Raw genomic sequence first — 18,706 nt, 5'->3', positions numbered from 1 at the left:
CTCTGGGCCGCAGGCGTGGTCGCCGCCGTCGGGGCCGCCCGGACGGAGGCGGCCCGTACCCGCGCAAAAGTCCAAGCCCGTCGCGGACGCATCCATGGACAGCTCCGGACCCTCCGCCGGTACGGTGTGCCGCAGTTCGCGGTCTAGACCACTCTGGAGGTCTCGTGAGAAGGCACGGAAGAACGGTCCGCCTGTCCCTCGCCGCAGCAGCGTCGGCCGCCGCCATGACGGTGGGCGTCCTCTCCCCCGTCCCGCAGGCCGAGGCGGCGTCACCCGCCCCGCTTCCCCCCGTCTCCCCCACCCCCCGGTCGATCGACCGCGCCGGCGCCGACGCGGTGGTCACCGACCGGGTGCTCGTCGTCGCCGACGCCCGCACCGACGCCGCCGCCCGCGACCGGCTCGTCGCGGAGCTGAAGGGCCACGGCGCCGGCCGGGTCGACGTCGTCGCACCCGGTCGCGAACCGACCGCCGCGAGCGGGCTGCTGACCGTGCGGATCGGCCCGGGCGACCGTCCCGACATCGCCGCGGCCCTCGGCGACACCGCTGTTCCCGGCCGTGCGGAGGGCTACGCCGTGCGCGTCGCGGGCTCCGGCGGAACGGGGCACCGGATCGCCCTCGCCGGCAACGACGCCGCGGGCCAGTTCTACGCCGTGCAGACGCTGCGTCAGCTGTTCGTACGCGGCGACGACGGCTGGAAGGTGGCGGGCGCCGAGGTCGGCGACTTCCCGTCCATGCCGTTGCGCGGCACCATCGAGGGCTTCTACGGCACCCCGTGGACGCACGCCGAACGCCTCGACCAGATGGACTTCTACGGCGACGTGAAGGCCAACACGTACATCTACGCACCCAAGGACGACCCCTATCACCGCGGTAAGTGGCGCGAGCCCTACCCCGCCGACAAGCTCGCCGAGCTCGGTGAGCTGGTACGGCGGGCGACCGCGAACCACGTCCGCTTCACGTTCGCCGTCTCCCCCGGCGAGTCCATCTGCTACTCCGACGCGGCCCACCGAAAGGATCTCAAGGCCAAACTCCAGGCGATGTACGACCTGGGCACCCGGGCGTTCTCCGTCCCGCTGGACGACATCAGCTACACCCGCTGGAACTGTGAAGGCGACAGGGCCGCCTACGGTGAACCCGGCCGCCGGGCCGCCGCCGAGGCACAGGTCGACCTGCTCAACGATGTGCAGCGCACCTTCGTCGCCACGCACCCGGGCGTGCAGCCCCTGCAGATGGTGCCGACCGAGTACGGCGACCTCACGGACACCGCGTACAAGCAGACGATGCGGGCCACCCTCGACCCCGCGGTCGAGGTGATGTGGACGGGCACGGACGTCGTGCCGCCGAGCATCACCAACCAGCAGGCGGAGGGAGCGGCGAAGTTGTTCGGGCGCAAGGTCTTCGTCTGGGACAACTATCCCGTCAACGACTTCGGCAACACCCGGGGCAGGCTGCTGCTCGCCCCGTACGACAAGCGTGAGGCGGGCCTGTCCGCGCATCTCACCGGCATCGTCGCCAACCCGATGAACCAGCCGTACGCCAGCAAGGTCGCGGTCTTCGGCGCGGCCGACTTCGCCTGGAACGACGCGGCGTACGACGCGCGGGCGAGCTGGCCGCGTGCCATGGCATACCTCGCGGGCGGCGATCGCGAGGCGACCGAGGCCCTGCTGGTCCTCGGCGACCTCGAGCACATGGCGCCCACGTTCGGTGCCACTCCCTGGCAGGAGCAGGCGCCGGAACTCGCGCGCCGGGTCACCGAGTTCTGGACGTCGTGGGACGCCGGGAACCGCGCGGAGGCGGTCGCGTCCCTGCGCGGCTACGCGAAGAGGATCGAGCAGGCGCCGGCCGTCATCCGGAGCGGTTCCGTGGAACGCGGCTTCACCGTGGACGCGGCGCCGTGGCTCGACGCCACCGAGCTGTGGGGCAGGGCGACGGTGCGGATGCTCGACGCGCTCGACGCCCGGCACGCCGGTGACCGGGACAAGGCCGATGAGCTGCGGGGCGAGTCGGTCGAGATCCAGCGGCAGGCCACCGCCGTACGGGTGGACCCGCCGCGCAACTCCTGGGGCTCCGCGCAACCCAAGGTCGCCGACGGTGTGCTCGACGTGTTCCTCGTGCAGGCCGAGGTCCGGCTCCAGCTGTGGGACGTCGCCAGCGGCGGGGAGAACCTCGCGCCGAAGGGGACGGCGACGGCCTCCAGCGTCGAGCAGAATCTCGATCGCCTGGCCGCCCGTCATGTCAACGACGGTCTGATGGGGACACGTTGGGCGTCCGGCTACACCGATGACGAGTGGGTGCAGGTCGAACTCGCCGCCCCCTCGAAGGTGGCGGCGGTGACGCTCTCCTGGGAGAGCGCCTGCGCCACCGCGTACACGATCCGGACGTCCGTGAACGGCACGGACTGGAAGACGGTCGCCACGCAGCGCCCGGAGGAGTGCGGCAACGACGTCGTCCGGCTTCCGGCCGACGAGGAAGCCGTGCGGTACGTGCGGATGCAGGGCGTCGAGCGGAGGACTACCTGGGGGTACTCGATCCACGAGATGGGCGTGTACGGGGCGCCCGCGTCCTGAGGCATCGGCACCGGGCGGCCCCCTTCGGTACCGGGCCGCCCGATGCCGGCCTCGGCGGGCCGCGGCGGGGCCGAGGCCCGTCCTGTGCGAGCCGGTTTGGCCCGGCCGGACGGGCCGTGTCCCAGGGACGGCCACGTCACCGGCCACCTGTCGCCGTGTCTGCGGCAACCGGCCTCGTGGCAGCGCTCGCTGTCAGGCGAACCGGTCCAGCAAGGGCTCCCGGTCGCTGCGCCGCAGGTAGTGGCCCCGCCAGCCCGCGGCCAGGGTGATGACCTTCCAGCCGGTGACACCGGTGATCAGGCCGCTGAGGCGGCCCTCCGGGTCGACGTCGTCGGCCTCCGCCGGCGGCACGACGCCCTCGGGGTCGCGGATCACCTCGAGCCTGTCACCGACATGGATGTCGGGGTTGCTGCCCCGGTAGCGCAGCGTCTCCTCGAGTTCCCCGTCCGGGCCGACCAGCGTGAAGCGGTGGTCCTTGCTCGACGTCCCCTCGGCGCTGTCCGCCGTGACGACCACGCTCTCCCGGACACCGCGGCGCTCGAGTGCCGCCTCCGGCGCGTACTGGACCGTGCCGACGAGAAGGAACAGGCCCGGCACGAGGGAGAGGAGGGCGAGCCACCACGCGTGGTGGAGCACGCGCAGCACCACCACGAACACGAGCACGGCCAGGCAGCCCGTCACGATCGGAACGATGTCGTTGCCGAGGGTCACGTACGCGATGCCGGTGTTGCCGGCGGCGATCGCCCAGGCGAGGAGCAGCACCCCGAAGGTTGCCAGGAGCGATGTACCCACGCGCCCCCGCCGGGGCCGCGGTGCGGCCGGTCCCACTCCTCCGGCCATGACAGTCGGGCCCGCTGAATTCATGAGCGCAGCATAGGTGGCTGTCCCCTCGACGACGTACGGAGGGCTACGGGCCCCGGACCGCGGCCCTCGAGCCACGAGTCACGTGCCGCAAGCCAGGGGCTGCGAGCTACGCGCTACGAGCTACGAGCTACGAGCGGATCCTGCCGCCTCAGCCCGGGAGCTCCGTGCGCTCCCACCATTCGTAGACCGGCAGTTGGCCCTGGTCGGTGTTCTGCGTGCGCGTCGTGGACTTGAAGTGCTCGTATCCCCCGCGGAACGGAATCTTGAGCTCCTGCCCCGGGTCGTCCACGGGAACGATTCGCTCGGGGAGGTCATCCGGGCCGCCCTCCAGGACGGCCTTCATCGCGTCGCTCATGGAGGTCAGTTTCCCCGTGCGGCGGTCGCTCTCCGCCACGACGCGCCGAAGCCCGCGGGCCCGGCGTCAGGACGGGGAGGAGCTGCGGGCGTTTGGCCGTGCGGCCGTCGCCGGACGAGCGGCCGCGCAGTCGGCGGCCGAGCCACGGGCCGAGGAAGGCCGCGGCCCAGCGCAGTTCGGCGGCGGCCCTCCCGCCGGTGGGGGAAGCCGTCGCGACCGGCGGCAGGGGATGCGTCCAGGTGTCGTCGCTGCCCGGCAGCGCCAGGGCGTGCGCGACGGCGGCGGCGATCCGCGCGTGCCCGAGCGGGCTCGCGTGGAGGCGGTCGGGGCTCCACAGCCGGAGGTCGGTGACCACCGCGTGCCGGCCGGTCTCGGCGACGACCACGCCGTGGCGGCGGGCCGCGTCGCGTATCCGGTCGTTGAGCGCGGCGACGCGTGGTCCGAGCGGCCTGGCGAGCGGGGTGATGCGGGTGACGTCGGGGAAGGTGACCGTGGCGACTCGGGCCCCCTGAGCGGTGAGCGCGGCGAACACCGCCTCCAGGTGGGCGCCGACCTCATCGGCGTCGAACCGCGGCCGCAGCAGGTCGTTGACCCCGGCGACCACGGTCGCCAGGTCGGGGCGCAGCGCGAGGGCGGGGGCGAGCTGCTCGCTGTGGACGTGGCGGGCCAGGCGTCCTCGTACGGCCAGATTGGCGTACCGCGTGCCCGGGTGGTGGTGTGCGAGGTGTTCTGCCAGCCGGTCGGCCCAGCCGCGCAGGCCCACCGTGTCGTCGCCGTCGCCGAGTCCTTCGGTCTGGCTGTCCCCCAGGGCGACGTAGCGCGGCCCTTCCCCCTCACTCGCGGACATCAGCGGCTGCCCTTTCCCGCAGGACGGCGATGGTGCGTACGCACCAGTCGTGGTTGCCCTGCTCGAAGGCGAGGCCCCGCAGGCATGTCAGGTAGGGGCCGACGCGCTCCCCGTGGCGGAGGAACTCCTCCTCCGTACGGTCGCCCCTCATGGTGCGCAGCAGCTTGCCGAAGAGCTCGACCTTGGCCTCGGCCATGGCCGCACGCTCGGTGAGCCGGCCGATCAGTGTGTCCGTGTCGACGTGGTCGGCGGCCTGGACCTTGACCACGAGGTCGTCGCGCATGAACGACGGCTTGGCGGCCGTGCCCGTGAAGTGGTCCAGCTCCGCCAGGCCGGCGTCGGTGACCTTGAACAGACGCTTGTTGGGCCGGTTCTCCTGGACGACCTCACGGCCGGTGATCAGCCCGTCCTTCTCCAGGCGGGTGAGCTCGGCGTAGAGCTGCTGCGGCTGGGCGTGCCAGAAGTTCGCCACACCCAGGTCGAAGGCCTTCACCAGCTGGTATCCGCTCAACTCCTCGTCGAGCAGCGCCGCCAGGACAGCGTGCCGCAAGGCCATCGGGCCCGCCTCCTTCTTGCGCTCGTGCACGGACACCGACCATGATACTCATGAATCTGACTAGTCATTTTCATGAGTAGGGAAGATCCCGGCGACCAGGCAGGAAAGAGACACCATGGCTACCGCAGCAGAGCGCTTCAAAACCGCCGTCGACACCCGTGACCTCACGGTTCTGGACGAGCTGTTCACCGATGACATCCGCTTCTACAGCCCTGTGAAGTTCACCCCGTTCGAGGGGAAGCCGATGCTCCTCGGCCTCTTCGGCGTCCTGATGCGCGTGTTCGAGGACTTCCGCTACATCGGGCACTACGACGGCGCGGCCGAGACCGGCGCGGACGGCGTCGAGGCGCCGTCCGCGATCCTGCCCTTCCGGGCGACGGTGAACGGCAAGGACATCCACGGCATCGATCTGCTGCACTTCGACGACGAGGGCCGGATCAAGGAGTTCACGGTCATGGTCCGGCCGCAGTCGGCCGTCCACGCGCTGGGCGAGGCGGTCCTCGCCGGCCTGGTCGCCGACGGCCTGGTCCCGGCCCCGACGGTCCGGTGACGGGCCGCGCCGACCGATGCCGCCGGACGGCGCCGGCGGGGTAGGCGGGTTCCGCCGACCGGTCACAGGCGACGGCCACTCCGGCGTGCGCCGTCCGGAGCACACGCACAAGGCGCTCGCGGAAGACCCGGACGGCGGGGCGCCGTCGACGGTCCGGCGCCCCGCCGTCGACGGTCCGGTGCCCCGCCGTCGACGGTCTGCCTCCCGGATCAGGCCGGGCCGCCCGCGGCAGCGGACTCGCTCACCGCCAGGGCCGTTGCCATGATGGTCAGTTGCGGGTTCACCTCAGGACAGCTCGGCAGCGCCGATCCGTCCGCGACCAGGACGCCGTGCACGCCGCGCAGCCGGCCACGGGGATCGGCCGGCGCGGTCCGAGCGTCGGCGCCGATGGCGACCGTCCCGGTCGGGTGGAACGCCGACAGATGCAGCTGCCGTGCCGTCACCCTGCCCAGCAGTTCGCGTAGTTCGTTCAGGGAACCGGCCCGTGGCGCGGCCGCGATCCCGGTCAGGACCTCCTCGGCGCCCGCGGCGAACAGCAGCTCTCCCATGGCCTCGACCGCGCCCAGCAGCCGTCGGCCGTCGCGCGGATCGAGGTCGTAGCGCGGCACACTGCGCCGAGCGCCCAGGACCCGTCCGGAGGGCCGGTCGGCGATCATCGCGCCCAGTGTGGCGAGGTTGCCCGCTTGCTCCAGCTCCGTACGCAGCGCGCGGCCCACGCCGGGGAGCACGAACGATCCCATGCCGGGTGGCCCGGCCGTGGCCTCGATGAGGATCCCGTCGTCGTGGTGCTGCTCGATGCCGACGCTCTGCAGCACTCCCTGCCACGCGGCGATCCGCTCCGTGAAGCGCCCGGCGACGCTCGTCGCCGGGTGGACGGCCAGATTGCGCCCGAGCCGGGGGTGACGGCCGAGGCCGGAGCGCCGCAGCAGCGGTGGAGAGTGCAGTGCCCCGGCCGCGACGACGACGAGCGGTGCGAGGATCTCGAAGTCCGTTCCGTCCGGCCGCCGTACGCCGACGCCGCAGGCGCGCGGCCCTCCGGGCCGGTCCGGGTCGGTCAGGATCCGGCGCGCGTAGGCGCTGGTGACGATGCGCGCCCCGGCCGCACACGCGTCGGGCAGCACGGACAGCTGGACGCTCTGCTTGGCACCGGTGGGACAGCCGACGACGCACTGGCACGAGCCTTTGCAGCCCGGCGCGTTGCGCCGCAGCGGTCCGGCCTTCCAGCCGAGGGTCTCGGCGCCGGCCAGGGCCGTGCGCCCGTTGCGGCCCAGGACGTCGAGCGGCTGGGTCGCCACCCGCAGCGTGCGTTCGACCTCGTCGAGGTGTGCCGCGAAGGCGGTCGCGTCGGCGAGCTCCACTCCGAACGTCTCGCGCCAGCGCGCGAGCACATGGTCCGGAGTGCGGTAGCACGTACCGGAGTTGACGACGGTGGTGCCTCCCACGGCGCGGCCGACGGGAAGCACCACGGGTGGGTTTCCGAGCGCTACGGTCGCGCCTCCGTCGCGGTACAGCTCCGCGAAGCGGTCCAGGGGTGCCCGTCGCCCGAAGTCGGCGGTGGTGTGCCGGCGTCCCTCCTCCAGGACCACGACGCGCATCCCGGTGCGGGCGAGGGTGCGCGCGGCGATCGCGCCGCCGGCGCCGGAGCCGATCACGACGGCGTCGGCCGTCGAACGGTCCGGCCACTCGGCCGACGGCACGCAGTCCAGCGGCGGGTCCTCGGGCGGTGGCGCGGAGGGCGCGCGGACCGGCTCCTCATGGAGCATCCGTTCCGTGCCCGCGGCCAGCATCACCGGGACCTTCACGGCGTCCAGCACAGGCACCAACGCGGGACGGGCGGCCAGCGAAACCAGCACGCGCTCCCGCTCCCCCGGCGTGAGACGGCGCAGCCGCCGGCCCATGCGCACCGCAGCGTACGCGTCGATGGCCGCGGCCGCTCCGTGCACTCCGGCGCGTGCCGCCGAGGGCATCGCGTCGAGCATCCTGCCGAGCCGGTCGGGCACCGCGCCGGGCCAGGCGGCTCTGCCGTCGTCGGCGAGCAGAGCGGCGACGAGTCCGTCGAGCCTGCCGTTCATCGGTCTCCCACCTCCGCGTGCGCCGTGCCGTCGAGGAACCACTCGGCTTCGGTACGCCACCGGCCCCACCACCGCTCCAGCAGGACCCGGGCGTCCGCGCTCTCGCTGTTGCGGCACACGGCGGCCCCGCCGTCGGGGTCGGTGTAGTCGAGCGCCAGGGTGCGCTCCTGGGGCTGGGTGACCTCGACCCTGATGCGGCGAAGTCCCGCCGTGCCGCTCACCGTCCATACGGGCAGGCCGATGCGCGTCCGGAAGCGGCCGAGCCCCGCCCAGCCCACGATGCCGCGCTCCGCGCGGCGCGGCCACGTGCGGCCGTTCCTGCGCAGCCGCAGGAAGGTGAGCGGCGGCAGCTTGTTCAGACCGGGCCGCATGGACACGGCGGCCACGATCTCGAGGACGTCCCCACCGCCGAGGTCGGCGTGGAGCCAGGCCCAACGGCGGGCGTTGCCGTGCCCGTAGATCCGGGCGGAGGCGCCCGGGGCGGCGTCCAGGTGCAGTTCGCCGCCGGGGTACGCGATCGTGCCCGTGTAGGAGGCACGCGCGGACGGAAGGATCTGCGCGGCCGGCAGCAGCGGACGCCGCCAGGACCAGCGCGGAAAGGTGAACAGGGGCTCACCCTCGGGGCGTTCGGTGACGTCCCAGCGGAAGTCGCCCGCGGACCCCCGCAGCCGACCGGGCCCTGCTTCGATGCCGTCCACGCTGAAGCCGACGGGATCCGGCTCCCATGGTTCGGGACCGAACCGGGCGTGCTCGACGGGACCGTCGGGCGGGAAGAGGGCGATCCAGCCGTGCCCGTGGGCGCGGGAGCCGTCGTCCGGCGCGGTCAGCTCGTGGTGCAGCCACACTCCGGTACGGGTCCTGGGGTCGGTGAGCGTGGTGTACCAGACCTCGGTGCGGCCGGGGCTGCCGTTCCAGCGTGGTGCCAGATACTGCGCCGTGTCCTCCTGCGCTCGCGGGAAGCGGAAGCTGCCCAGAAACGGCATCAGCGCGGTGGCCACGGGGAAGCGCAGGGTGCCGTGCCCGGCCTCCTCGCCGTCCGTCAGCAGCGTGAACGGCAGTACGGTCATCGACTTCACCGGCCGCAGCGCGGTGACGGACTTCCACCCGTCGAGCGAGTAGCGGCGACCGCCGGCGGTGAAGTCCAGCCTGTAGCGGATCCGGCGCCGGGCGATCGGCGAGATCTCCAGTTCGCCGCGGACGTCACGGTCGTCGGCCAGTCCCGCGATCCGTACCCGGCCGGTCGAGGTGGCGCCGGTCGTCCGGTGCGGGAGCATCAGCCGCTCGGCCCGGACGGCCAGATCGAGCCGCATCGCTCGCGTCCCGCTCTCGCCGGCCAGCCGCACCGAACCGACCATCGTCTCGGTGAACTCCGTTCCGCGCGCGGCCGTCACTCGAGTCCCAGCCCGTCGAGCATGATCCGCTCGGTGGCACTCATGTACGCGTCGGCGGCGGCGCGGGCCGCCGCGCCGTCGCCTGCGCAGACCGCTTCGACGACCGGGGCGAGCCGGGCATGGGCGGCCTCGGGGTCCAGGAACGGGCCGACCAGATGGGACCGCATCGGCACGTAGGCGTTGAACAGGGTGTTGGTCAGCAGGGTGTAGACGCGGTTGCCGGTGGCGCGGGCCAGCGCACGGTGCACCTCGACGTCGGCGAGCTGGACCGGGTCCCCGCCCTCGGCGGCCGCCACGACGGCCAGCAGCTCCCGCAGCTCGGCGCATTGCGCCGCCGTGGCCTTCTCGGCTGCGCGGCCCGCGATCAACGCGCCGATGCTGCGCCGTACTTCGAAGATCTCGCCGAGCCAGCCGGGGCTGTGCCGCACCAGCATCGGCAGCAGATCCGCGCCGCCGAGACGCGCGTAGTCGCGCACCCGGGTGCCGACACCGTGCCGGGTCTCCAGCAGTCCGGCCTGCACCAGGCGGCCGAAGGCGTGCTTGAGCGTGGTGCGGGTGACGCCGTAGCCGTCGGCGAGTTCACGCTCCGGGGGCAGATAACTGCCCGTGGGATGGCGGCCGGTGAGGATGTCCTCCCTCAGGCGCATCTCCAGTGCGTCGACGATCGTCTCACGGGGCAGTGTCTCCACAACTCTCCTCAGTGGCTGAGTGGATGAGCCACTGAACCACGCTGCGGGATCGGGAGGCAAGGACCGTGCCGAGGAGAACCGGCGACGGGGCGACCGCGTCCTGCTTCGATTCGTCAGGTGCGGCCGGCCGAGAGCGTGACCGGGACCTGGGCAAGTACCGGAACAACCGCGGCGATCAGGGCGACACGCCGCCGGCCCTGCCGGGCCCGTTCAACCCGCTTTGATACGACGGACACTGTGACCGGGGCTTCAGCCGCTGGGCGGACGGCCTCCGGCACGGTCGGGTCCAACTGAAGGCATACGAAGAGGATCTCCGTGGCAATCTCCCGTCGGGCCTCGCTCACCGCGCTGGCCGCCCTCGCCGCCGCCCCGCTCACGGGATGCGCCGCCCCACGCGCAGACGCCGCGTCTCCGAACGCGTCCGCGCCGTCAAGGACGTCCCCCGCTCCAAGGGGGTCCGGGTCCGCAGCACCGTCGGGCCGCTCCTTCGCCCGGCTGGAGCGGGAGTTCGATGCCCGGCTCGGTGTGTACGCCGTCGACACCGGCAACGGGCGGACCGTCACCCACCGGGCCGACGAGCGATTCGCGTACTGCTCCACCCACAAGGCACTGACCGCTGCCGCCGTGCTCGATCAGAACTCCCTGGCCGGCCTCGACAAGGTCGTGCGCTACACCCGTGACGACCTGGTGGACCACTCACCGGTCACGGAGAAGCACGTCGACAGCGGCATGACGTTGCGCGCGGTGTGCGACGCCGCCGTCCGCTACAGCGACAACACCGCCGCGAACCTCCTGTTCGACGAGCTGGGCGGGCCCAAGGCCTTCCAGGCCACGCTCGCCGCCCTGGGCGACACGACCACGCACGCCGACCGTCTCGAGACCGCCCTCAACGAAGCCACGCCGGGCGACATCCGCGACACCAGCACCCCCCGCGCCCTCGCCGGCGACCTGCGCGAGTACGTCCTCGGTGACACGCTCGACGCCGACAAGAAGGCACTGCTGACCTACTGGCTCAAGGGCAACACCACCGGCGACGCCCTCATCCGCGCCGGCGTCCCCGACACCTGGCAGGTCGGCGACAGGACCGGCGCAGGCGCCTACGGCACCCGCAACGCCATCGCCGTCGCCTGGCCGCCCGGGGCCGCCCCCGTCGTCATCGCCATCCTCTCCAGCCGCGCCGCCGAGGACGCGGAGTACGACGACAGGCTCGTCGCGCGAGCCGCCGAGGTGGTCGTGGCGGCCCTGGCGTAGGTCGGACCCTGAACGAGGGAAGCCCACGCACGCCGAGGACCGCGGACACGTCTCGACCGGCGGGGTCCAGGCCCCTGTTCAGGTCCGGTGCGGGCCGGTCCACGCCGGTCCAGGCCCGGTGGGGCCGGGTCCAGGCACTGTCCAGTGCCTGTTCAGGCCGGCCCAGGCCCTGTTCAGGCCCAATGCGGGCCGGTCCAAGCACGGTCCACGCCGGTCCAAGCCCGGCCCAGACCCGGTGCGGCCTGGTCCAGGCACGGTTCCAGTCCCTGTTCAGGCCGGCCCAGGCCCTGTTCAGACCCGATGCCGGGCCGGCCCAGGCCCGTGCGGGCCTAGTACGGCTTCGCCAGCACGTGCGCCGCGCCCGGGATGCCGATCTTCAGGAGTTCGTCCTCCTCCGGTGTGGTCTCTCCGCCCGTCTCCTGCTTGAGCACCGCGTGCGACATGGCCTGGACCCACATCGCCCGGGGCCGGCGACGCGCCTCCCAGGCCGCGAGCGCCGCCGGCACCGAGGGTTCGGCGTCGAGTGACTCGGCGAGCACGACGGCATCCTCGACGGCCATCGCCGCTCCCTGCGCGATGTGCGGGGTGCAGGCGTGCGCCGCGTCGCCGGCCAGTACGACCCGGCCGACGTGCCACGGCTCCTCGACCGTCACCTGGGAGATCCGCGAATGGACGACGTCCGCCGGACCGTTGACCGTGGCGAGCGCCTCCGCCACGGGGCCGGAGAACGCCGTCAGCCGCTCGGCCAACTGCTCGTGGGCACGCTCCGGATCGGGACGGAAGTCCTCCTTCTCGGCGAACACCGCGCCCAGGTACATCAGTTCGTCCGTGATCGGCGTGAGCAGCGCCTTGCCGTCCTGCCCCGCCGTGCTCATCACGACGCCGTCGACGCGGGCCTGCCGCGGCACGGTGACCCGCCAGTTGGCGAATCCGGTGTACCGGGGCGCGTAGCGCTCGCCGTAGAGGCGGGTACGCAGCGGCGAGCCGATGCCGTCGAAGCCGACGACCAGGTCCCAGCGTCCGGCCGAGCCGTCGGAGAGGGTGACGTCGACGCCCTCGCCGTCGTCGTGCAGCTCGGTGACGGTGGCCGAGAACCGCAGCGTCGCACCGGCCGCCGTGGCCGCCGCGCCCAGCACCGCGGCGAGCGCGGGCCGCGGGATGCCGTTGTTGGAGGGAACGTCGCCCATCCGGGGCTGCGGTATGCGCGCCAGCGTGTTCCCGGCCGGGTCGGCGATGGTGAGGATCTCCCACTCGTAACCCGCCTTGAGGCAGTCGTCGAGAACGCCGATCTCGCGCATCACGTGGAGGGCGTTCGACGGCTGGATGATGCCCACACCGAGCGCGTCGAGCCTGTCGCGGATCTCCGCGACCTCCACGGTGTGGCCGCGCCGCGCGAGTGCCGTGGCGAGGGTGAGCCCGCCGATGCCGCCGCCGTGGACGAGGACACGCAGGGGTGATGCCATCAGAAGTCTCCAGAGCAGGAAGGGCCGGGACGGGAAGGGCCGGGACGGGGATGAAGAACGCGGGACAGCAGGCGGGGCGGTGGCGGTGGCCTCAGTTGCTCAGACCGCGGCGGGCAGGCTCATCAGGTGGTCGACCAGGGCGAGCAGCACGTCCTTGCCGTAGTCGCGCCGCCGGACGTCGCCGATCAGCAGCGGTACGTGCGGGTCGAGGTCGAGGGCCACCCTGATCTCCTCCGCCGTACGGGTGTTGTGCCCGTGGAAGCAGTTGATGGCCACGACGAACGGGATGTCCCGGCTCTCGAAGAAGTCGATCGAGGCGAAGCTGGTCCCCAGCCGCCGGGTGTCCGCGATGACGACGCCGCCGAGCGCACCGTTGACCAGGTCGTTCCACATGAACCAGAAGCGTTCCTGGCCCGGTGTGCCGAAGAGGTACACGACCAGCTCGTCGCTGATCGTGATGCGCCCGAAGTCCAGGGCGACGGTCGTCGTGTCCTTGTCGCCGACGCCGGCCAGGTCGTCGACGCCGACGCTCGCCTTGGTGAGGTACTCCTCGGTGCGCAGCGGGGCGACCTCGCTGACCGCTTCCACCATGGTCGTCTTGCCGACGCCGAACCCGCCGGCGATCAGGATCTTCACGGCGGCGGGCGCCGCCTGGCTGATGGTCATGATGATTCAGAGTCTCCGGAGTCCGTCACGAACGGCGGCCAGCAGGCCCCTGTCGGCGCCGCCCGCCGCGCGCGCCACGGACAGCGGCGCGCGTGCGGTGAGCAGGCCCTGGCCCACGAGGTCGGCCAGCAGGATCTTGGTCACCGACACGGGGAGGTCGAGGTCGGCGGCGACCTCGGCGACTGCCGCGGGCCGCCGGCAGCGGTCGAGGATCATCCGGTGCTCGGGCTGCAACCGCGCGGGGCGCAGCGGGACACCGCGCCCGTCACGCGGCTCGTCCGCCGTCCTGAGCACCGTGATGAGCGTGAAGTCGTCCCGCTCGGGGGCCGTACGGCCACGGGTGATGGTGTACGGGCGGACCATCGTGCCCGAGCCGTCCTCCCCCAGCGCCTCGTCGTCCTCGTCCTCCCAGCCGGTGTTCACGCGACCGGTCCCTCCCCGGTGCCGAAGGCGTCGAACTCCCCGCGTACGGGGGTGCCGAGCTTCTGGCCGACCTGCTGGACGAGGTTGTGCATGGCGAGCGACATGACCTCCGCGTCCACCTCCTGCGACGCGACCACCGCGAGGTGGGTGCCCTGGCCCGCCGAGATGATGAACAGCCACAGGTCGGCCAGTTCGACGATCACCTGGTGCACGACGCCGCCGTCGAAGAGCTGACCGACCCCGCGGGCCAGGCTCTGCTGGCCCGTGCAGATGGCGGCCAGCCGCTCCGCCGCGGAGCGCTCGATGGTCCGCGAGTGGCTGACGACCAGCCCGTCGTCGGAGAGCAGGACGGCGTTCCGGGTCTCTGCCACCGAGTCCACCAGACCGTCGAGCAGCCAGTCCAGGTCCTGGTGGGTGGCGGTTGTGCGTGTCATGACCGTTCTTCTCTCGTGGGACGGGTCGGTGGGGTGGATTCGGGCCGTTCCGTGGGGCGGGCCGGGTCCGTGGGCGCGTCGCCCGCGCGGGCCGCCCGGGACCGGCGCTGGAACGCGCCGATCGTGGCGCCCGCCCGGCGCGGGGCGGGCCGGAGCAGCGGGTCGTCCTGCCAGCGCGGCGGCTTGGGCGGCACGGGCCGGTCGGCGGGGGCGACGCGCAGCTCGTCGACGAGGCTGGCCTGCCGCACCCGGCGCGGCAGCGGAGGTTCCGCGGCGGGCGCCGGGAGGCCGGGGAGGCCTTGGACGGCACCGGACGGATCGCCGGCGCCGTCGTGCGCGAGCTCCGGCCCGGCAGCCGGCTGGGCGGGGGTCCCGTACGGCGCGGGGGTGGCCGCGTACGGCGCGGGGGTGGCCGCGTACGGCGCGGCGGGAGTCCCGTACGGCTCCGGCGTCCCGTACGGCTCTGCGGGCGCCGGACGGTACGGCGGCTCGACGTGGTCGTACTGCGGCCCGGCGTGCTCGTACGGCTGCCCGGGCGCCTCGTACCGCACATCAGGCTCCCCGTACGGCCCGTCGGACGTCCCGTACTGTTCGGGGCCGTTCTCGTACGGCTCGGCCGGGTTCCCGTACGGCTCAGAGGCGTTCCCGTACGGTTCAGCGCCGTTCCCGTACGGGTGCCCCGGCTCCTCCCCGTACGGCGGGGCGGCGGTCTCGTACGGTGTCGCGGTGGCCGGGTTCAGCGCGGTGACGTCGGCGAGGGCCCTGCCCTGCACGCGGGTCGGCAGCGCGTCCGTGTCCGCCACGGGAGCGGCGGGCTCGGCGAGGGGCGCCACGGCGTGGACCGGCACCGCCGGTCGAGTCGGCGCCTCCGGGCCCGGCCCGGCCACGGTGAGCTCGTGGGGGACGAGGACGACGGCCCGCGTGCCGCCGTACGCCGACGGACGGAACTCGACCCGCAGCCCGTACTGGGAGGCGAGCCGTGCGATCACGTGCAGGCCGAGACGGATGTCGTCGGAGTGGGCCAGCACGTCCATCCGCGGTGGGCGGCGCATCAGTTCGTTGGCGTCGGCGAGCTGGTCCTCCTCCATGCCGAGACCGCGGTCCTCGACCTCGATGGCCAGTCCGCGGCTCACCGCCGCGGCCCTGACCTCGACCGGACTCGGCGGGCGGGAGAAGGCGAGCGCGTTCTCGATCAGTTCGGCCAGGACGTGCGAGACCGGGCCGACGGCCCGTGCCGAGAGCCAGGGACTGCCGTCGAGGTCCAGCATGACGCGCCGGTAGTCCTGCACCTCGCCCTGAGCCGAGCGCATCACGTCGAGCAGCGGGACCGGCTTGCGCCAGCGCCGGTGCGGCGACCCGCCCGCGAGGATCACCAGGTTCTCCTCGTAGCGGCGCAGCCGGGCGGTGAGGTGGTCGAGGTCGAAGAGACCGTCGAGCACCTCGGGGTCCTCGTGCCGGCGCTCCAGCTCGTCCAGCTTCTTGAGCTGCTGGCCGATCAGCTGCTGCGTACGGCGGGCGATGCGCTGGAGCAGCCGCTCGAACCCGCGGTGCTGGTCGGCCTGCCGGACCGCGGCCTCCAGCGCGCTGGTGCGCGCGAGGTTGAGGGCCTCGCCGAGGCGGGTGAGCTCGTCGGAGGCCCGGTCCTGGTCGTCCTGCCGGATGGCCCGTGCCTCGGCCTCGACGTCGATGCGCTCTCCTTGAGCGAGTCGCTCGACGACGTCGGGGAGGGCCTTCTCCAGTGCCTCCGCCTGTTCCTGGAGGCGGCCGATGCGCTGGCGCAGGTTTCGCGTGAGGCGCCAGGTGGTCCAGATGACGGCGACGACGGCGAGGAGGCCGACGACCGTGGTGAGCACCATCCGGAAGAGCAGTGACATGACACTGCCCTTGCCCTCCTCGACCACTCGGGCGGTCCGGTGCTCCATGAGGCTCTTCATCTGGGGCGTGAGCGTGTCCATCGCCTCCCGCCAGGTCTTCTCCTGGGCGCGGAGCCTGATGTCGCCGGACGCGTCGGGGTCCGCGGGGCGCAGTACGGCGTCCTCGACGCGGGTCTTCGCCTGCCAGGCCGAACTCGTGGTGATCGCCTGCCACTCGGCCTTCTCGTCGTCCGGGAGGAAAGGCACCACCTTGGTGGTGTGCACGAACGACTGGCCGGCCACGGCCTGCCGGAACTGCCGGTGCTCCTCGGTGCTCAGCCTGCCCCGGCTCCAGCCGCGGGCGAGCAGGGCGTCGGAGCGGGAGATCATCTCCTTGGCCCAGAACAGGTCCACGAGGGGCTGCGACAGCGTGGTGATACGCCCGTTGTCCACGTGGCTGAGTGCGGTGAAGAGTTTCAGGTCGACGGCGATCAGGTCCGTGTAGTAGTCGTACACGGCCTCTTGCTGATCACGGTCGCCGCTGTCCACGAGGGCACGCTGGGCGGGGAGTTGGCCGATCGCCCGGCGGGCTCCCGCGACCGCGTCCAGGACCTCGCGGGGCGCGTCGTCCTCGGTGACGTCGGAGAGGGACCGGAACCGGTCGACCGCCTCGTCCGTCAGTTCACGCTGGCGCGCCAGGTCCTCGGCGGCGCCGTCCCTGCGGGCGAGCACCTCGGCGCTGAGCCGGCGCTCCTCCTGGAGGTTGTAGTAGACGACGTTGGACGGTTGGCCCGCCTTTTCCGCCAACAGCCCCTGGGCCGCTTGTCGTTGAAAGTCGAATAAGGTCTGGCCGCTGGTGACGCCCCACAGGGCGACCAGTGCGATACCGGGGACGAAGGCCAGGACGAGCAGGGCCGTCCGCAGCGACATGGATGTCGAGCCGGTCCGCCGTGAGGCGCGCGTGCGCAGGGCAATGCTCCTTGACGAGGGACCGACCTGACGGCTGGTCAAATTCGTGGTGCGCTCCGACGCGTGAATATTAGTCACACTGCGGCACCACAAAGGACTCGGGACCCCACACAAGCATCATCCTTCACTCACACCACCGTCACCGGCCGGGGGGGCCGGGCCGTCGGGGCAGGTCAGCCCTCCCGACGGCCCCCGTGGCACGACGGACCCGTCACACCTCGATCCGGGGGAACAGCGGAGCGGGCGCGGGAAGGACTCCGTCGACGGCCGTGCACTGCTCCCGGATACGGGCCGCGGCGCCCGGCAGGAACGGGTCCAGCCGGTCGGCGAGGACCAGACAGGCCTGGAGGAGGGCGTCGAGAGCCCGGTCCAGGCGCCGCGCGGCGTCGGGGTCTCCCGCCCTTTCCGCCTTTGCCGACTCCCAGGGCCGGGTGGCGTCGATACAGCGGTTGGCCTCCTCCACGACCGTCCACACCGCGGCCGCCGCCCGGCGGAAGTCGAAGCCGGCGAGGGCCGCCGCGATCAGCCGGGGGCTGTCGTCGCACGCCTCTGCCAGCGGCTTCGAGGTGAGCGCGAGGGGGCGCGACGCCGGAGGACGCCCGTCACGGTAACGGTGCACCATGGTGACGACGCGGTTCACCAGGTTGCCCAGCCCGCCGGCGAGGTCGCTGTTGGCGCGGTCCACGAGACGGTCCCGCGTGAAGTCCGCGTCGCCGACCCTCGGCACGTCACGCAGCAGCCACCAGCGGACCGCGTCCGTGCCGGCATCGGCGGCCAGTTCCACCGGATCGACCGTCGTACCGCTCGACTTGCTGATCTTGCGGCCGTCGACGGTGAGATAGTCGTGGACGAGGATGTCGGTCGGCAGCGGCAGCCCCGCCGACAGCAGCATCGCCGGCCAGTACACGGCGTGGAACCTCAACACGCCCTTCCCCACCAGGTGCACGCGTCTGCCGCTCCCGCGCCACCACTCGTCGAACGTGTCCTCCCCCGTGCCGTACCCGAGGCTGGTGACATAGTTGCCGAGCGCGTCCCACCACACGTAGACGACCTGGTCGGGGTCGCCGGGGACGGGGATGCCCCAGCCGCGGGCGCGGCTCTGCGAGCGGGAGACGGAGAAGTCGTGCAGACCGCTCTCGATCAGGCCGAGGACCTCGTTGCGGCGTGAGGCGGGCTCGATCCGCAGCCGCCCGTCCGTGATCAGTTCCCGCAGGGTGCCGGCGTAGCGGGAGAGCCGGAAGAACCAGTTCTCCTCGGACACGGGCCGGGGCTCCGTCCCGTGGTCGGGACATCGGCCCTCGTCGAGGTCGGCGGAGGTGTAGAACTGCTCGCAGCCGACGCAGTACAGGCCCTCGTAATGCCGGCGGTACAGGTCGCCCGCGTCGGCGCACCGCTGCCACAGCCGCTCCACACCGGCGCGGTGGCGTGGGTCGCTGCTGGTGCGGATGAAGTCGTCCGACGACAGGGCGAGCGGCCCCCGCAGGGCGGCGAACGCGGCGGCGTTGCGGTCGACCAGCTCCTGGACCCCGATGCCCTCCGCCTCCGCCGCGAGGACGTTCTTGAGGGAATTGTCGTCCGTGCCGGTCAGGAAACGGACCTGTTCGCCGGACTGCCGGCTGTGCCGGGCGAGCACGTCGGCCTGGACCAGCTCCAGGGCGAAGCCCAGATGCGGCCGGGCGTTGACGTACGGGATGGTGGTGGTGATGTAGGTACGCGTAGCTGTCATGGAAGCCTCCTTCTGTCCCGGGCGGGGCTT

Annotated in this window: 16 protein-coding genes; 3 read left to right on the top strand and 13 right to left on the bottom strand. The window is 72.7% G+C overall.

Going from position 1 to position 18,706, the window contains the following annotated elements; genetic code table 11:
• The first annotated feature begins 224 nt into the window (after positions 1-224).
• Complete coding sequence (locus AB0K36_RS20505; RefSeq protein WP_364596332.1) at positions 225-2,567, top strand: glycoside hydrolase family 84 protein; 2,343 nt, start codon at positions 225-227, stop codon at positions 2,565-2,567.
• 192 nt (positions 2,568-2,759) lie between these two features.
• Here the strand turns inward: AB0K36_RS20505 and AB0K36_RS20500 are convergent, their stop codons facing one another.
• The 4 genes from AB0K36_RS20500 to AB0K36_RS20485 all read right to left on the bottom strand — a co-directional run bounded on the left by AB0K36_RS20500 (position 2,760) and on the right by AB0K36_RS20485 (position 5,189).
• Positions 2,760-3,359 carry a hypothetical protein gene (locus AB0K36_RS20500; RefSeq protein ID WP_364596236.1) on the bottom strand — a complete coding sequence of 200 codons (600 nt, stop codon included), beginning with the start codon at positions 3,357-3,359 and terminating at the stop codon, positions 2,760-2,762.
• 220 nt (positions 3,360-3,579) lie between these two features.
• On the bottom strand, positions 3,580-3,786 hold the full coding sequence (locus tag AB0K36_RS20495; RefSeq protein WP_364596233.1) for a DUF5988 family protein: 207 nt from the start codon (positions 3,784-3,786) through the stop codon (positions 3,580-3,582).
• A complete protein-coding gene (locus AB0K36_RS20490; protein WP_364596230.1) occupies positions 3,743-4,633 on the bottom strand; it encodes an SGNH/GDSL hydrolase family protein in 891 nt (296 codons plus the stop codon). The genes AB0K36_RS20495 and AB0K36_RS20490 overlap by 44 nt, the downstream gene beginning before the upstream one ends.
• Positions 4,620-5,189, bottom strand: coding sequence for a PadR family transcriptional regulator (locus AB0K36_RS20485; protein ID WP_364596329.1), 570 nt, complete (start codon positions 5,187-5,189; stop codon positions 4,620-4,622). The genes AB0K36_RS20490 and AB0K36_RS20485 overlap by 14 nt, the downstream gene beginning before the upstream one ends.
• 115 nt (positions 5,190-5,304) lie before the next feature.
• On the opposite strand from AB0K36_RS20485, the gene AB0K36_RS20480 reads away from it, so the two are divergent.
• Positions 5,305-5,739 (top strand): nuclear transport factor 2 family protein, encoded by a 435-nt coding sequence (locus tag AB0K36_RS20480; protein ID WP_364596227.1) that lies wholly within the window; start codon positions 5,305-5,307, stop codon positions 5,737-5,739.
• Between the two features lie 209 nt (positions 5,740-5,948).
• Here AB0K36_RS20480 and AB0K36_RS20475 read toward each other — a convergent pair whose 3' ends face one another.
• Genes AB0K36_RS20475 through AB0K36_RS20465 form a run of 3 tightly spaced genes read right to left on the bottom strand, consistent with a single transcriptional unit; the run spans position 5,949 to position 9,891 of the window.
• Entirely contained in the window at positions 5,949-7,811 is a 1,863-nt protein-coding gene (locus tag AB0K36_RS20475) for a GMC family oxidoreductase (RefSeq protein WP_364596224.1), read from the bottom strand.
• Complete coding sequence (locus tag AB0K36_RS20470; protein ID WP_364596221.1) at positions 7,808-9,202, bottom strand: tocopherol cyclase family protein; 1,395 nt, start codon at positions 9,200-9,202, stop codon at positions 7,808-7,810. The genes AB0K36_RS20475 and AB0K36_RS20470 overlap by 4 nt, the downstream gene beginning before the upstream one ends.
• Positions 9,199-9,891 carry a FadR/GntR family transcriptional regulator gene (locus AB0K36_RS20465; RefSeq protein WP_364596219.1) on the bottom strand — a complete coding sequence of 231 codons (693 nt, stop codon included), beginning with the start codon at positions 9,889-9,891 and terminating at the stop codon, positions 9,199-9,201. The genes AB0K36_RS20470 and AB0K36_RS20465 overlap by 4 nt, the downstream gene beginning before the upstream one ends.
• A 309-nt stretch (positions 9,892-10,200) precedes the next feature.
• Between AB0K36_RS20465 and bla the strand changes: the two genes are divergently transcribed.
• Complete coding sequence (bla, locus tag AB0K36_RS20460; protein ID WP_435877894.1) at positions 10,201-11,142, top strand: class A beta-lactamase; 942 nt, start codon at positions 10,201-10,203, stop codon at positions 11,140-11,142.
• A gap of 329 nt (positions 11,143-11,471) precedes the next feature.
• On the opposite strand, the gene AB0K36_RS20455 is transcribed toward bla, so the two are convergent.
• From AB0K36_RS20455 to metG, 6 genes are all read right to left on the bottom strand, one after another.
• Positions 11,472-12,605 carry an FAD-dependent monooxygenase gene (locus tag AB0K36_RS20455; RefSeq protein WP_364596213.1) on the bottom strand — a complete coding sequence of 378 codons (1,134 nt, stop codon included), beginning with the start codon at positions 12,603-12,605 and terminating at the stop codon, positions 11,472-11,474.
• A 99-nt stretch (positions 12,606-12,704) separates the two neighbouring features.
• Positions 12,705-13,271 (bottom strand): GTP-binding protein, encoded by a 567-nt coding sequence (locus AB0K36_RS20450; protein ID WP_364596210.1) that lies wholly within the window; start codon positions 13,269-13,271, stop codon positions 12,705-12,707.
• Between the two features lie 6 nt (positions 13,272-13,277).
• Entirely contained in the window at positions 13,278-13,634 is a 357-nt protein-coding gene (locus AB0K36_RS20445) for a DUF742 domain-containing protein (protein WP_364596327.1), read from the bottom strand.
• 56 nt (positions 13,635-13,690) lie between these two features.
• Positions 13,691-14,128 (bottom strand): roadblock/LC7 domain-containing protein, encoded by a 438-nt coding sequence (locus tag AB0K36_RS20440; protein ID WP_053556780.1) that lies wholly within the window; start codon positions 14,126-14,128, stop codon positions 13,691-13,693.
• Positions 14,125-16,911, bottom strand: a complete 2,787-nt coding sequence (locus tag AB0K36_RS20435; RefSeq protein WP_364596207.1) for a sensor histidine kinase — start codon at positions 16,909-16,911, stop codon at positions 14,125-14,127. Before AB0K36_RS20435 ends, AB0K36_RS20440 begins: the two co-directional genes overlap by 4 nt.
• Before the next feature lie 250 nt (positions 16,912-17,161).
• Entirely contained in the window at positions 17,162-18,676 is a 1,515-nt protein-coding gene (metG, locus tag AB0K36_RS20430) for a methionine--tRNA ligase (protein ID WP_364596204.1), read from the bottom strand.
• Between the last annotated feature and the right edge of the window lie 30 nt (positions 18,677-18,706).

The sequence above is a fragment of the Streptomyces kurssanovii genome (assembly GCF_040677245.1).
Classification (GTDB): domain Bacteria; phylum Actinomycetota; class Actinomycetes; order Streptomycetales; family Streptomycetaceae; genus Streptomyces; species Streptomyces kurssanovii.
The sequence above is the reverse complement of the archived record's forward strand: the minus strand, read 5'-3'. Positions and strand labels throughout refer to the sequence as shown.

Coding starts and splice junctions, on each gene's coding strand:
- AB0K36_RS20505 (WP_364596332.1), top strand. CDS start 225: ATGACGGTGGGCGTCCTCTCCCCCGTCCCGCAGGCCGAGGCGGCGTCA.
- AB0K36_RS20495 (WP_364596233.1), bottom strand. CDS start 3,786: ATGAGCGACGCGATGAAGGCCGTCCTGGAGGGCGGCCCGGATGACCTC.
- AB0K36_RS20490 (WP_364596230.1), bottom strand. CDS start 4,633: ATGTCCGCGAGTGAGGGGGAAGGGCCGCGCTACGTCGCCCTGGGGGAC.
- AB0K36_RS20485 (WP_364596329.1), bottom strand. CDS start 5,189: ATGGCCTTGCGGCACGCTGTCCTGGCGGCGCTGCTCGACGAGGAGTTG.
- AB0K36_RS20480 (WP_364596227.1), top strand. CDS start 5,305: ATGGCTACCGCAGCAGAGCGCTTCAAAACCGCCGTCGACACCCGTGAC.
- AB0K36_RS20475 (WP_364596224.1), bottom strand. CDS start 7,811: ATGAACGGCAGGCTCGACGGACTCGTCGCCGCTCTGCTCGCCGACGAC.
- AB0K36_RS20455 (WP_364596213.1), bottom strand. CDS start 12,605: ATGGCATCACCCCTGCGTGTCCTCGTCCACGGCGGCGGCATCGGCGGG.
- AB0K36_RS20450 (WP_364596210.1), bottom strand. CDS start 13,271: ATGACCATCAGCCAGGCGGCGCCCGCCGCCGTGAAGATCCTGATCGCC.
- AB0K36_RS20445 (WP_364596327.1), bottom strand. CDS start 13,634: ATGGTCCGCCCGTACACCATCACCCGTGGCCGTACGGCCCCCGAGCGG.
- AB0K36_RS20440 (WP_053556780.1), bottom strand. CDS start 14,128: ATGACACGCACAACCGCCACCCACCAGGACCTGGACTGGCTGCTCGAC.
- AB0K36_RS20435 (WP_364596207.1), bottom strand. CDS start 16,911: ATGTCGCTGCGGACGGCCCTGCTCGTCCTGGCCTTCGTCCCCGGTATC.
- metG (WP_364596204.1), bottom strand. CDS start 18,676: ATGACAGCTACGCGTACCTACATCACCACCACCATCCCGTACGTCAAC.